Genomic DNA, 12,469 nt, shown 5'->3' with positions numbered 1-12,469 from the left:
CATCGTTGCTCAGGAAAACAGTTCGGCAACCTTTGCCAGGAGCGTCTCCCGGCGGATCGGTTTGACAAGAAAAGCGTCGCACTGCTCGCGGGCCTTGACCACATAGTCCACCTTGCTGTGTGCGGTGACCATGATCTTTTTGGCCGGCGGCGTGCTGTTTTGCCCCTCCAGCTGGCAAAACCGGTTGAGCAGGTCAAGGCCGGTAATATCCGGTAGCTCGATATCAATGGCAACCAGGTCATAGGGCTGGTTCTCAGCGATCGCCTTGACGAAGTGTTCGGTCGCATCGATGCCGCTGGTCGCCTTGTCACACGTTCCCACCTTGGCCAGCATGATCCCCAGCTTGGTCAAGGCAATGGGCTCATCGTCAATCAGAAGAATGCGCATGATCACGATCCTTTCCATTGGGAGAGAAACTCCCTGAATTGGTTAAACCGATTTTCCAGGTCGCCGAAACCGGCGTCAATCTCCGCCGGCGTTCCGGATGGACTGATTTTCTCCAGATGCGCGGCAGCAGTGGAGAGGGCCCGCGCCTCCATGGTGGCGGCACCGCCTTTGATGGCATGGGACTCCTGGCGGATGCACTCCCGATCCTCCCGTGCCATGGCCTGCCGGATGGTCTCGAGTTGCCCGGTAACATTATCGATCAGTTGCCGGGCCACCATCTTCACGGTCTCGGCATCACCGAACTCGTCCACGGCAACGACCGTGTCCATGACCACAGCCGCCGGGGGTGTCGGTGTTGATGGTTTGTCGTCCGGCACCGATTGGCGGCGACCGGACCGCGGTTTCAATCCAATCCAGTGGTCCGCAGTTTTGATCAGCTGATGCCGGTGCACGGGCTTGATCAGATAGCCGTCCATGCCGGCATCCAGGCATTTCTGCTCATCGCCTTTCATGGCATTGGCAGTCAGAGCGATGATGGGGGTTCGCTCCCGGGAGTCCTTGCCACGCTCCCGTTGGCGGATTTTGGCAGTGGCATCAAAACCGTTCAAAATCGGCATCTGGACATCCATCAACACCAGGTCGTAACGATTGCGCGCGCACGCCTCCACAGCCTGCCGGCCATTTTCGGCCAGATCCACGCGGAAGCCGGCGGCGGTCAGATGCATGAAGGCCACCTGCTGATTGACCAGATAGTCGTCGACCACCAGAATATGGCCGTCACGGACGGGTGTCTGCGATTTGGTAGATGCGCCGGGTGATACCGTTTGCGGCTCTGCGGCCGCCGGCGCACCGGTCAGATCCGCCACCACTCGTTTTAATTCGGCAAACTTGATCGGCTTGGAAAAAGAGTTGTCAAATCCCAGTGATCGTGCGTCTCTGCCCGCCACCAACTCCTTGAGCCCGGTCACCACAATCATGGCGATGTGGCCGAACCCGGGAATCTGCCGCACCCGTTCCTTAAAAGCGAGGCCGTCCATGTCGGGCAGGCGGGCAGCGGTGATAATAGCATCAATCGCCCCCTCCGGCATATCGGTTTCAGACAGCCGGGCCAGGGCCTGCCCAGCATCAGCGGCGATTTCGGTGGATACCCCCAGGTGGTCTAAATAGGTGGCAATAATCCTGCTGGTGGTGGCATGGCTGTCCACGATCAGGATCTTCAGCGGTGAGGGCAGAGGCGCTGCCTCAGGCGTTGGAAAAAGGCTGCCCGACTGGATCGGAAAAGCCACCTTGAACCAGAAGGTGCTGCCTTCGCCCGGCTGGCTCTCAACACCGATTTCACCGCCCATCAACTCGACCAATTGTTTGCTGATGGTGGTCCCCAGCCCCGTACCGCCATATTGCCGGGTGGTCGTGTTGTCCGCCTGGGTGAAACTGGAAAATATTCGCGCCACATTTTCCTGGGCGATACCGACCCCAGTATCCCGGATGATAAACCGCATGCACACCCCATCATCGGTTCGGTGATCCAGGACGGCTTCAATGACGATCTCCCCGGTTTGGGTGAACTTGACCGCATTTCCCGACAGGTTCAGCAAAATCTGACGCAGCCGTACCGGATCCCCCACCAGGGCCGTGGGCACCGACGGGTCGATGAAGACATTCAGTTCGACTCCTTTTTCGGAGGTCTGAAAAATAAAACTCTCTCCGACCTCCTCCATCAAACGGCGTAGGTCGAAATCGATCTTCTCCAACTCTAACTTGCCGGATTCGATCTTCGAAAAATCGAGCACATCGTTGATCTGCCGCAGCAAGGAAAAGGATTCACGCCCGATGATTTCGACAAGTTGGCGCTGATTGGCATCCAGTGGGGTGGACAGGGCCACTTCGGTCATGCCGATAATACCGTTGAGCGGTGTGCGCAGCTCATGACTCATTTTGGCCAGAAAATCCCCCTTGGCCCGACTGGCCGCCTGAGCTTCCTCGGCCAGGGCATTGGCCCGCTCGATGGCCTGCTCCAGCTCCTGCTGGGACTGTGTCAGGGCGAGGGTGCGCTCGGCCACCTGGTGCTCAAGCAGGAGGCTCTGGTTTTTTAACAGATTGGTATAGGCAATGCTCTCCGCCGCATTGGCCACATGCAGCAAAATAATCGAAAGCAGGGTCATGGCCGTATCGGGCAGAGTCGTCTGGCCGACCGGCAGCAGCCCGCCGAACATTCCCTTGATCTGGTCGTGATAGGCAATCACATGCAGCAGATACTGGCGCGAATGATCCCTTGAGGAAATAATCACCCCCCGGCGTTCACGGATGGCCCAGGCAAAATAGCCTTTTTCCACCATCGCGTCGACCTCCTGCCGGATGGTATCACCACAATCCCGGGGGTAGAAGAATGCCGGCCGGAAAGAGGCGTCCTGTTCGTCGACCATGTAAAAGGCCAGCATCTCAAAAGGAAAAATAGCGTCGATGCGGCGTTTGGCCTCGGGGAGAAGGGTATCGAGGCCGGAGTGGTCACCGCCGATTTCGGCAAAAAAATCCTCGAAGGAGAGCACCATCTCCAGGGCATTTTGAATATACCGCCGGTTGTCCTCCAAACGGGAAATCCGAGCTTTCAAGGCATCGATGTCGTCTTCGGTTTTCATGGGTGACCCGCTATGGGAAAATCGTCATCAGGAATCCCAGATGATGGAGGGCCTGGGGGATCATCGTAGCCAGGGCACGGGGCGATAGGCGCAGTTTTTCCCAGGCGGCAATATCTAGAACCGGAATCCGCCACTCACCGCTTTTGCCCTCTCCCAGGCTGTGGGCGATCATGTCCGCCAGATGAACGATGGCGGCCTTGACCGGATCCTGGGCCGAAACCGGACGGTGATGAAAAATCACATTCTGGGTCAGGGCGACGGGAAATTTCCACTTTTCGAAAAGATCGACGGCAATGTCGGTATGCCGGAATCCCAGCGCCCGTTTTTCCTGGTCGTAGAGCGAACCGCCGGTGGGCGATGCAAGCATCTGGGCCGCCTCTTTCGAAAAATAGCGGAAAATAACCAGGCGACCGATATCGTGAAGCAGCCCGGAAACAAACATCTGCTCGGTGTTGCGGATACTGCCGCTGGCCGCCAAGATGCGGGCCAGCACCCCACAAGCCAGGCTGTGGTGGGTAAAGGCCTGCATGTCGAAGACCGTTTTGGGGATATCTTTGAACACCTCCAGGGTGGTGATGCCCACGGCCAGGGCGGAGACCTCCTTGGAGCCGATGATGGCCACCGCCCGGGCGATACTGTCGATACGCGAAGGGAAGCCGTAAAAGGCGCTGTTGACGATTTTAAGCAGCAGTGCGGAGAGGCCCGGACTTTTGGAGATCACCTGGGCGATGTCATCCGCCGAGGAAAAGGGGTCGGCAATGGTATCGTTGAGCCTGAAAATGAGGGTCGGAATCTCGGGCAGCTGGATATCGCGCGTTCGCAGGGACCTGCGCCGCGCGGTACCGTCGCTCGTGGGAGACGAAACGACCTTTACCGGCCGGTCGGCGGCGGCCGTTCGCTGGACGGTCCCTTTGCGGCAACGGTGCAGTATGGCTTGACGAAAAATTTCGGCCACTGCCGGATGGGTAAGATCGTTGTCCGCGAAAGCGGGTTGCAACCCTTCGGCCACCCGGCGCATGACGGCCGGGTCCAGGGCAGGCGCCGGATCGGCCGGAACATTTTCATCCTGGTCGACCGCCACTTCGGGTACGCCCCACATTTTAAACACCGTCAGGTGGTTGGCACCGATGGCCTGGCCCTTGGCAAGCAGCAGCCGGCCGTTGACATCGGCGACATCCTCGGACAGAATCATTCCCGGTTTGAGCTGCCGCGTCGGAATATAAGCCATACATTGAACACTTTGGTCTGCGGAGGATAGAGATCCCCTCCTTTTTCAATATCAATACGTTTAATATCGTTCAGCCATCGCCAAACTTTAGATTGTCCGGCATTCCGGTGATCTTCTCCGAAAATTGAAAATCGGCAGGTCATGGTTATTGTTTACCATTGCGCGTATGTCCATGATCTTCTTTACCACCCATCCACGCCAACAGGAGGAAAACCATGACCGATAATCAACAGGCAGCCGTTTTCGGCGCGTTTGTGGCCGATGCCCTCTCACTGGGGGTCCACTGGGTTTACAACACCGGTGTAATCGATAAAAAATTTGGCCGTGTGGAACGCTATTACGACCCGCTGACTTCTTACCACAAAGGCAAAAAGGCCGGCGATTTCACCCATTATGGCGACCAGATGCTGGTTTTGCTCGAATCGGTATCGGAAACCGGCCGGTTCGAGGCCCTGCATTTTTCCCGTACCTGGCGCCATTTTTTTGAGGATTACGCCGGCTATTTCGACAAGGCCACCAAGGCCACCCTGGAAAAGATGAACGCCGGCGGAGACCTGACAGAGTGCGGCTCCGATTCGGACGACCTGGCCGGTGCATCGCGGCTGGCCGCCCTGCTGCCGGCCTACCCGGACGACCCAGAACAATTTGCGGATGCGGCCCGCGATCAAACCGCGATTACCCACGCCAACCCACTGGTGATCGCCAGTGCAGATTTTTTTGCTCGTACGCTTGCAGTCGTTCTGAGCGGAAAACCGCCTGTGGCGGCACTGGAAGAGACCCTTGCGGCCCGCTTTGCCGACAGCCCGATTGCCCGCCAAATCACCATGGGCCTTGAAAGCCGGGAGCGGGATACCCGCGAAACCATCGCCGAATTCGGCCAGATGTGCAGTGTTGACGCAGGCCTGCCCGGAGCGGTGCATCTCATTGCCCGTTACCCTGACGATTTTAAAACGGCCATGGTGGAAAATGTAATGGCTGGCGGAGATTCATCGGCACGCGGGAGCCTGGCGGGAATGGTGCTGGGCGCGGCCCATGGCATGGCTGCGATTCCCGAGGCGTGGATATCGGAAATGGCTGCCGGCCAGCGGATCAAGGCCCTGCTTACCCCATAGGCAAGCGTTAAAACAGGGAGGGGAAGCAAACAATGCCTTCAGGGACGCAGGCCGGCATCCGTATCCATGGAGGTCGGTCCCTCGGGCAAATTGGAACGGATGATGATATTGCGCTGCAGGCTCTTGACCACCCGATCGATATTTGCCACCCCCTCGCGGATCTCGCGGATGCCATCCCGGGCCGTGGCGGTGACCCGGGGAATATCCAGACTACCCTTTTTGAGGTTCTCCAGGGTGACCTGGGTCGTGGCCACGGACTGGCGGACATCTTCAAGAAGTCCCTTGAGGGCTTGCACATTTTCCACCACCCCGTTGCCGGCCGTCTGAATCGTGGCCAGATTGCCGCCAACCTGTTCCATGATCGCCGGGCCTCTGGATGAGGCTGTCTGCAGATCGCTTAACACCGCATGGATCTTCTCCAGATTCGACAGGACCCCCGCCACCAGTTCACGGGAGGCCACCAGTGATCCCAGCGTCCCCCGCCCATCTTGGATACCGCCGGTGATCTGCGCCAAGTGCGCCGATGTTTTTTCCAGGTTGGACAGGGTCGTCAGCAATGGACCCTGGGGATCTTTCAGGATGGAGACCAGCCCGGCGATTTGTTTGATCATCTGCACCATCAGCATGGCTGTTTTTTCGACTTCGAACTCTTTGAGAATGTCCGAAATGGATTTCTTTTCTATGGACGGGATCGTACCGTCGGGGGGAATTTTCGCGGCGGTGGGAGGACCGGGAGCAATGGAAATAAATTCCGATCCGATCAGCGTGGGACTGTCCACCACGGCTACGGAGCCTTCACGGATCCGTGAAGCATAGCGGGATAGGATGGCCAGTTGGACCTTGACGTTGTCCTCTCCCAGCGATATCCGCTTGACCTTGCCGATATCGGCCTTGAAGAGCTTGACGGCCGCGTTTGCCTGAAGGTTATAACTCTCTTTGAAAACAGTGTAAAAAACAACCTCTTCGGCAAACCAGTCTTTTCCCCGGCCGAGCATGACCACTGTGGTAAGCAGCAGAAGCGCAATACAAACCACAAAGATACCGACGCTCTTTTCCGCCCGGGTGTATTGAGTTTCCATTGGATCGCCACCTTCCGGGGTCAAGTCGTTTTCGCCCTGTCAGACGGATTGCAAGTGGATCTCGCCGCCCGACAACGTCAGCTGTGACGTGGCAAGATCGATCATACCGGGATTCTGCGAAAAAAATACCACGGCAGTTCCCGACTGGACCATATTTTTGAGGGCGTTAAAAATGGCGTCCCTATCCGCAATCGCGATAAAATTTTCCGGCCGATGCACCAGCATCAGCAGGGGCGCTTTGGCCATCTCCCGGATCGTAATGGCCTTGAGCAGTTCCGCGTCACTGAGCGCCGCCGGGCGCTGGTCGAGTTTTGATCCCAGACCGGCATCACGGCACAGAACGTCCACAGTTTCGTCAAGCTCGATGGCCAGGTTGTTTTCGAAGTAAAACCGCGATAAAAGCAGGTTCTCCCGCAGGGTCAGATTACTGATCATGGCGGCGTCCGCGGCCACGTAACCGATCCGCCGCTTTACCGGCAGGCACTGACGGTAGTCATCCAGATCCAGCGGACGGCCGTCGAACCGGATGGCCCCCTGTACCGGACGGTCCAATGTGGCCAGCATCCGCAAAAACGGTCCCGCGTCCACCGGCTGATCACACACCACGGCCATGACCGCCCCGGGCTCCACGGCAAACCGGGGGCTCGCATAGCGCCGTGAAGTGCCGGGTGGAAGAACCACCAGATCGGTGATCTCAACGATGGGTAAAGAGCTCATTGGCGTCTACACATAAAATATAAAAGAGACGAAAATATTGATCACCAGGCAGTAAAAAAAGCAGTCCATGGCAGCCCGGGAAGTGGCTACCGGGACCTGGGTGATCTGGCTTTTGCGGGCAAGTCCGTGGTAAAGGCAGGTGACCGTGATGGTGATGCCGAAAAAAAAACCTTTCAGCAGGCCCACAACAATATCCGTACCCTCAACCCCCTTGGCAATCTGCTGAATAAAGCCCTCCACCGGCAGACGGGTGACGCCCCTGACAACGGCATACCCACCAATGATCGCCGTCAGGTCAAACACCAGCACAAGACTGACAACAGCGGACGTAATGCCCATCAACCGGGGCAGGCAGACCGTATGCATGGGATCGATTCCGGCCATCTCCAGAGTGTCGATCTCATTTAAAACCCGCATATAGGACGTTTCGATGGTCACGGCCGTGGCCGAACGCAAAATCACGACGATCGCGGTGATCATCGGGCCAATCTCCCGCAGCATTAGCAGAACCACCAGCTTTCCCAGGTCCACCTGGCCGGACAGCTGCGAAAACTGGACGATCATCAGGCTGCCGATGATCAGTGCGACGGGGATGATCACCGGCAAGGCCTGAACCGCGGTAAAGTAAACCTGCTCTACCATTACCCGCTTGATCAGCACCCGTCCGATATGGGGTAATTGGATGGAAATCGCCAGCAGACGGTAGGTCAACGCACACAGATCCATCAGACGGTTGAGGGAATGAATGGTGCTTCTGCCCAGTACGCCAATCAGGTTTCCCATGGTGCCTGAAAATCCCTTTTTGTGATGGACGATTACGCCGACATGCCCGTGTTGACTTATCTGACTTCTTACAATATAACATTCAAATGGGTCAACCCAATAGGCGTAACTGTCAAGAATTGAAAGCAAATTTTAATTTTTTGCATATGCTTGGGCGCTTGTTGCCGCTCGTTCTGCTGTTGTTACCACCGGCTGAACCGGCCGTGGCCGATGAGCCTGTGATCCAACAGCTTGAAACCGGCTGCATCAACTGGAGTGCTGCCGTGGTGCAGGCAAAAGGACGCAGCACCCCGGCTGAGGCTGACGCCGAACGGTCGACGGACGCATCCACAGCACGCCTTGATGCCGCCCGGCAGGCAGCGGTGGGAAATATTCTGGAAACCGTTGCGGCCATCCGTATTGATGCCACCGCCCGGGTGTCCTCGCGTATGGCGGCAGCCTCGTCTTTCCGGGAAGGGTTGGTCAATCTGGCCCGCAACGCTACCCCCATCCGCCAGGAATACCTTTCCGACGGCACCCTGGAAATTGAATTGAGCATGCCGCTGACCGGTGGTTTTGCCCAGTTTGTACTGCCCGCGGAGATCCGCCAGGTGGATACGGTCACTGCCACGGTATCGGCCCATCCATCACCGGACAATTTACCCCAAGGGGAAAAAAACGGCACTACTGGCACCCACACCGGGTTGATTCTTAATGCCATCGGCATCGGCGCCCAACCGGCCCTGGCGCCACTGGTGGTGGACGAAACCGGTGAAGTGGTCTATGGGCCGGCCTTTGTCAGCCGCGAGTATGCGGTATCCCAGGGGATGAGCGGTTTTTCCACGACCCTGGCGGCGGCCCGCGAAAATATCCGGCGGGTGGGTGAGCGGCCCATGGTCATCAAGGCCATCCGAACCGATGCACGCGGTTCATCGGCATTGGTCATCGCCAACACCGACGCAGCCCGCCTGCGCAGTTCTGCCGCCTACCTATGCTTCCTGAAGGCGTGCCGGGTCTGCATTGTGCTTGGCCCACCGCCGCCACCCGTCACGTCGCCAGACCCTGCACCCATTCCATCCGACGGCGACGAATAAGGAGCGTTTATGTATCGAAACATACCGCTTGCCGGGCTGATTCTCTGGATGCTGCTGCTCGGTGCCTGTGGCCCGGATACCATCTTCCTGCGGCCCGGCCTGGACACGCCGGATCAGCATGTTAAAAACGGTCTCAGCCTGCTTTCTTGTGGGAAAATCGATGCCGCGCACACCGAATTCTTGCACGCAAAACGTCTGAATGGCGCCTTTGCGCCGGCATATGTGGGCATTGCCCTGGTTCAGGGCCATCGGGGAGACATCACCGGCGGTTTTGAAACCCTCCGGCAGGCCAGGCAACTGGCCATTACACAGAAAGAGATCGGCACCGTGGATCAGGGGGTTGAACAACTGCGTGCAATGCAGTTGGAAACAGGGAAATAAAAAGGAAATCAACCACCTGTGGCCGGTTCACCGGTGACCGGCCGGTTGACGTCCCGGCCGCCACCGATGAACAACGCCTCAATAGCGGTAGTGCTCCGGCTTGAACGGTCCATCCACCGAAACCCCCAGATATTCGGCCTGGACCGGAGTCAGCGTGGTCAGCTTGACGCCCAGGCGGGCCAGATGCAGCCGGGCCACTTCTTCATCCAGTTTCTTGGGTAGGGTGTAGACATTTTTCTCATACTCCCCCGAGGCTAACTCGATCTGAGCCAGGCACTGGTTGGTAAAGCTGTTGCTCATGACGAAACTGGGGTGGCCGGTGGCACAACCCAGGTTGACCAGCCGTCCTTCGGCAAGCACAATGATCGTGCGGCCGGATTCAAGCGTCCACTTGTCTACCTGGGGTTTGATGGGAGTTTTCTTGCACGCCGGATTGTTTTCCAGATAGCTCATCTCGATTTCATTATCGAAATGGCCGATGTTGCAAACGATGGCTTCGTTTTTCATCAGCTCCATGTGGGCGCCGGTAATCACCTGGTAGCAACCGGTGGCAGTAACGAAAATATCGCCTTCGGCAAGGGCATCGGCCATGGTGGTCACCTCAAACCCCTCCATGGCGGCCTGCAGGGCGCAGATGGGATCCACTTCCGTTACCAACACCCGCGCGCCATAACCGCGCATGGAATGGGCACAGCCTTTGCCCACGTCACCGTATCCGCAGACCACCACCACCTTGCCGGCCATCATCACATCCGTGGCCCGCTTGATGCCGTCGGCCAGGGATTCCCGGCAGCCGTACAGGTTATCGAACTTGGATTTGGTCACCGAATCATTGACGTTGAAGGCCGAAAAGAGCAGTTCACCCTTCTGGGCCAACTGGTAAAGCCGGTGCACCCCGGTGGTGGTTTCTTCGGAGACGCCGCGCACGGTTTTGGCGATACGCGTCCAGAACCCGGGGTCCTTCTGGTAACTGGTCTTCAGTCGGGCCATCAGAAGCTGCATGTCGGCGGAGTCGTAGGCTTCTTCCAACAGAGCGGGATTGTTTTCGACCGCCACGCCCTGGTGGATAAACATGGTGGCGTCGCCACCGTCATCCACGATCAGGTCCGGTCCGCTGCCATCGGGCCACACCAGGGCCTGCTCCGTACACCACCAGTACTCGGCCAGGCTCTCCCCCTTCCAGGCAAAGACCGCTGCCGAGCCTTTCCGGGCGACGGCGGCGGCAGCATGGTCCTGGGTCGAAAAAATATTGCACGATGCCCAGCGAATATCGGCCCCGAGCTGTTTGAGGGTGTCGATGAGCATGGCGGTCTGAATGGTCATGTGCAGACTGCCGGTAACCTTCATTCCCTTCAGCGGCTGCCGTGAACCGTATTTTTCACGTACGGCCATGAGACCGGGCATTTCATTTTCCGACAGTTGCATCTCCTTGTCACCGAAATCGGCAAGGGCAGGATCGGCAATCTTATATGGCAATGACGGATCGTAGGCCAGCGGGCCATCGATCGCCACGACAGGATCGGCTTGTGTCATTGGAACGTCCTCCACGTCGCACCGGGGCGAGCACCCGGCAGGACAATCAATGGAAATGGGACCAGACTGTCTGTTTCCATCTCCTTTTTTTAAAATCTGTTGGCGAGTCTACAGTCCGGCCTTTTCACGTATGATATCGGCCTTGTTGGTATGCTCCCAGGAAAACTCCGGTTCGGTCCGGCCAAAATGGCCATAGGCCGCGGTATTGCGGTAGATGGGACGCAGCAAATCGAGGTACTCGATAATGGCCGCCGGTCGCAGGTCGAAAACCTCTTTGACAATCTCCTCCACCCGTTCCTTGGGTACTTTTCCGGTATGCATGAGATCGATCATCACCGACACCGGTTCGGCCACCCCGATGGCGTAGGCAATCTGGACTTCGCACCGCTTCGCCAGCCCCGCGGCAACAATGTTCTTGGCCACATGCCGCCCCATGTAGGAGGCGCTGCGGTCAACCTTGGAGGGATCCTTGCCGGAAAAACACCCGCCCCCATGGCTCCCCTGGCCGCCGTAAGTATCCACGATGATCTTACGCCCGGTAAGCCCGCAGTCACCCATGGGCCCCCCCACAACGAACCGGCCGGTGGGGTTGACGAAATAGCGCGTATCGCCATCAATCATGCTGGCCGGGATCACTTTTTTGATCACCTCTTCGATAATCGCTTCGCGCAGGTCCTCGTGGGTCACATCGGGTTTGTGTTGGCTGGAAACAACGATGGTGTCCACCCGTTTGGGTTGGCCGTCTTGGTACTCAATGGTCACCTGGGATTTCCCGTCCGGCCTGAGAAAGTCCAGGGCGCCATTTTTACGCACCTGGGTCAGGCGACGGGTCAGTTTGTGCGCATACATGATCGGCATGGGCATCAACTCCGGTGTCTCATCCGTGGCGAAACCGAACATCAGCCCTTGATCGCCAGCTCCCTGATCCTTGTAAAGCCCCTGCCCCTGGTTGACCCCCTGAGCAATGTCCGGGCTCTGGTGATCAATGCTGGTGATGACCGAACAGGTCCGCCAGTCAAACCCCATCTGGGAGGAATGATAACCGATATCCTTGATGGTGTCCCGGACGATCTGGGGCATATCCACGTAGCAATCGGTGGTGATTTCGCCGGCGATGAAGGCCAGCCCGGTGGTAACCAGGGTTTCGCAGGCCACCCGGCACCCCGTGTCCTGGGTCATGATGGCATCCAAAATGGCGTCTGAAATCGCATCGGCCACTTTGTCCGGATGGCCTTCGGTTACCGATTCGGAGGTAAATAAAAAATTGTTGGTCATGCAGGTCTCCTTCTATGGAATAAACGGGCAACCCCGAAACATATAAAATACCTTCTCTTAAAGTCATTAGCAAGGTCTGTGGCGTACGATTTGCTAACAATACAACAAGCAAGAAAGCCGCTGGCACCCGTTGTCCACCAGCCACGTTTTATCCGTAATCTATTTCGGACACATACCGGAGCCGAAATCTCCTGTGGCTGGCAGCCGTTAGCGGTCAAAGCGGCTCTTCATGATAAAGGCAACCGGATTGGGGCATAAGCCCGCT

At 57.6% G+C, this 12,469-nt stretch carries 11 protein-coding genes; 3 read left to right on the top strand and 8 right to left on the bottom strand.

Translation table 11 applies throughout. The annotated features are described in order from the left end of the window. Window positions 1-9: 9 nt before the first annotated feature. The 3 genes from GN112_RS20405 to GN112_RS20395 are packed head-to-tail and all read right to left on the bottom strand — an operon-like array spanning window position 10 to window position 4,251. Complete coding sequence (locus GN112_RS20405; RefSeq protein WP_162459046.1) at window positions 10-387, bottom strand: response regulator; 378 nt, start codon at window positions 385-387, stop codon at window positions 10-12. A gap of 2 nt (window positions 388-389) precedes the next feature. Next, window positions 390-3,023, bottom strand: a complete 2,634-nt coding sequence (locus GN112_RS20400; RefSeq protein ID WP_155311908.1) for a hybrid sensor histidine kinase/response regulator — start codon at window positions 3,021-3,023, stop codon at window positions 390-392. 10 nt (window positions 3,024-3,033) lie between these two features. Beyond that, on the bottom strand, window positions 3,034-4,251 hold the full coding sequence (locus GN112_RS20395; RefSeq protein ID WP_155311907.1) for an HDOD domain-containing protein: 1,218 nt from the start codon (window positions 4,249-4,251) through the stop codon (window positions 3,034-3,036). A gap of 215 nt (window positions 4,252-4,466) precedes the next feature. Here GN112_RS20395 and GN112_RS20390 point away from each other — a divergent pair, with 215 nt between their 5' ends. Continuing rightward, complete coding sequence (locus GN112_RS20390; RefSeq protein WP_155311906.1) at window positions 4,467-5,363, top strand: ADP-ribosylglycohydrolase family protein; 897 nt, start codon at window positions 4,467-4,469, stop codon at window positions 5,361-5,363. Between the two features lie 38 nt (window positions 5,364-5,401). Here GN112_RS20390 and GN112_RS20385 read toward each other — a convergent pair whose 3' ends face one another. Genes GN112_RS20385 through GN112_RS20375 form a run of 3 tightly spaced genes read right to left on the bottom strand, consistent with a single transcriptional unit; the run spans window position 5,402 to window position 7,942 of the window. Beyond that, the gene (locus GN112_RS20385; protein WP_155311905.1) at window positions 5,402-6,442 is read right to left on the bottom strand and encodes an MlaD family protein; all 1,041 of its coding nucleotides are present in this window, start codon (window positions 6,440-6,442) and stop codon (window positions 5,402-5,404) included. Window positions 6,443-6,481: 39 nt separating this feature from the next. Continuing rightward, window positions 6,482-7,159 carry an ATP-binding cassette domain-containing protein gene (locus GN112_RS20380; protein ID WP_155311904.1) on the bottom strand — a complete coding sequence of 226 codons (678 nt, stop codon included), beginning with the start codon at window positions 7,157-7,159 and terminating at the stop codon, window positions 6,482-6,484. Window positions 7,160-7,165: 6 nt separating this feature from the next. After that, window positions 7,166-7,942, bottom strand: coding sequence for an ABC transporter permease (locus GN112_RS20375; RefSeq protein ID WP_155311903.1), 777 nt, complete (start codon window positions 7,940-7,942; stop codon window positions 7,166-7,168). A gap of 161 nt (window positions 7,943-8,103) precedes the next feature. On the opposite strand from GN112_RS20375, the gene GN112_RS20370 reads away from it, so the two are divergent. Together GN112_RS20370 and GN112_RS20365 are read left to right on the top strand one after the other, a co-directional pair. Then, a complete protein-coding gene (locus GN112_RS20370; RefSeq protein ID WP_155311902.1) occupies window positions 8,104-9,015 on the top strand; it encodes a TP0624 family protein in 912 nt (303 codons plus the stop codon). 9 nt (window positions 9,016-9,024) lie between these two features. After that, the gene (locus tag GN112_RS20365; RefSeq protein WP_155311901.1) at window positions 9,025-9,396 is read left to right on the top strand and encodes a hypothetical protein; all 372 of its coding nucleotides are present in this window, start codon (window positions 9,025-9,027) and stop codon (window positions 9,394-9,396) included. 78 nt (window positions 9,397-9,474) lie between these two features. On the opposite strand, the gene ahcY is transcribed toward GN112_RS20365, so the two are convergent. Both ahcY and metK read right to left on the bottom strand, forming a co-directional pair. Next, the gene (gene ahcY, locus GN112_RS20360) at window positions 9,475-10,929 is read right to left on the bottom strand and encodes an adenosylhomocysteinase (RefSeq protein WP_155311900.1); all 1,455 of its coding nucleotides are present in this window, start codon (window positions 10,927-10,929) and stop codon (window positions 9,475-9,477) included. 108 nt (window positions 10,930-11,037) lie between these two features. Further along, window positions 11,038-12,204 carry a methionine adenosyltransferase gene (gene metK, locus GN112_RS20355; protein WP_155311899.1) on the bottom strand — a complete coding sequence of 389 codons (1,167 nt, stop codon included), beginning with the start codon at window positions 12,202-12,204 and terminating at the stop codon, window positions 11,038-11,040. Between the last annotated feature and the right edge of the window lie 265 nt (window positions 12,205-12,469).

Source organism: Desulfosarcina ovata subsp. ovata, from assembly GCF_009689005.1.
Lineage (GTDB): Bacteria > Desulfobacterota > Desulfobacteria > Desulfobacterales > Desulfosarcinaceae > Desulfosarcina > Desulfosarcina ovata.
The sequence above is the reverse complement of the archived record's forward strand: the minus strand, read 5'-3'. Positions and strand labels throughout refer to the sequence as shown.

What these genes read in the sequence shown, in the direction of transcription:
- GN112_RS20400 (WP_155311908.1), bottom strand. Translation starts at nt 3,023, where the DNA reads ATGAAAACCGAAGACGACATCGATGCCTTGAAAGCTCGGATTTCCCGT.
- GN112_RS20375 (WP_155311903.1), bottom strand. Translation starts at nt 7,942, where the DNA reads ATGGGAAACCTGATTGGCGTACTGGGCAGAAGCACCATTCATTCCCTC.
- GN112_RS20390 (WP_155311906.1), top strand. Translation starts at nt 4,467, where the DNA reads ATGACCGATAATCAACAGGCAGCCGTTTTCGGCGCGTTTGTGGCCGAT.
- GN112_RS20385 (WP_155311905.1), bottom strand. Translation starts at nt 6,442, where the DNA reads ATGGAAACTCAATACACCCGGGCGGAAAAGAGCGTCGGTATCTTTGTG.
- metK (WP_155311899.1), bottom strand. Translation starts at nt 12,204, where the DNA reads ATGACCAACAATTTTTTATTTACCTCCGAATCGGTAACCGAAGGCCAT.
- GN112_RS20395 (WP_155311907.1), bottom strand. Translation starts at nt 4,251, where the DNA reads ATGGCTTATATTCCGACGCGGCAGCTCAAACCGGGAATGATTCTGTCC.
- ahcY (WP_155311900.1), bottom strand. Translation starts at nt 10,929, where the DNA reads ATGACACAAGCCGATCCTGTCGTGGCGATCGATGGCCCGCTGGCCTAC.
- GN112_RS20365 (WP_155311901.1), top strand. Translation starts at nt 9,025, where the DNA reads ATGTATCGAAACATACCGCTTGCCGGGCTGATTCTCTGGATGCTGCTG.
- GN112_RS20380 (WP_155311904.1), bottom strand. Translation starts at nt 7,159, where the DNA reads ATGAGCTCTTTACCCATCGTTGAGATCACCGATCTGGTGGTTCTTCCA.
- GN112_RS20405 (WP_162459046.1), bottom strand. Translation starts at nt 387, where the DNA reads ATGCGCATTCTTCTGATTGACGATGAGCCCATTGCCTTGACCAAGCTG.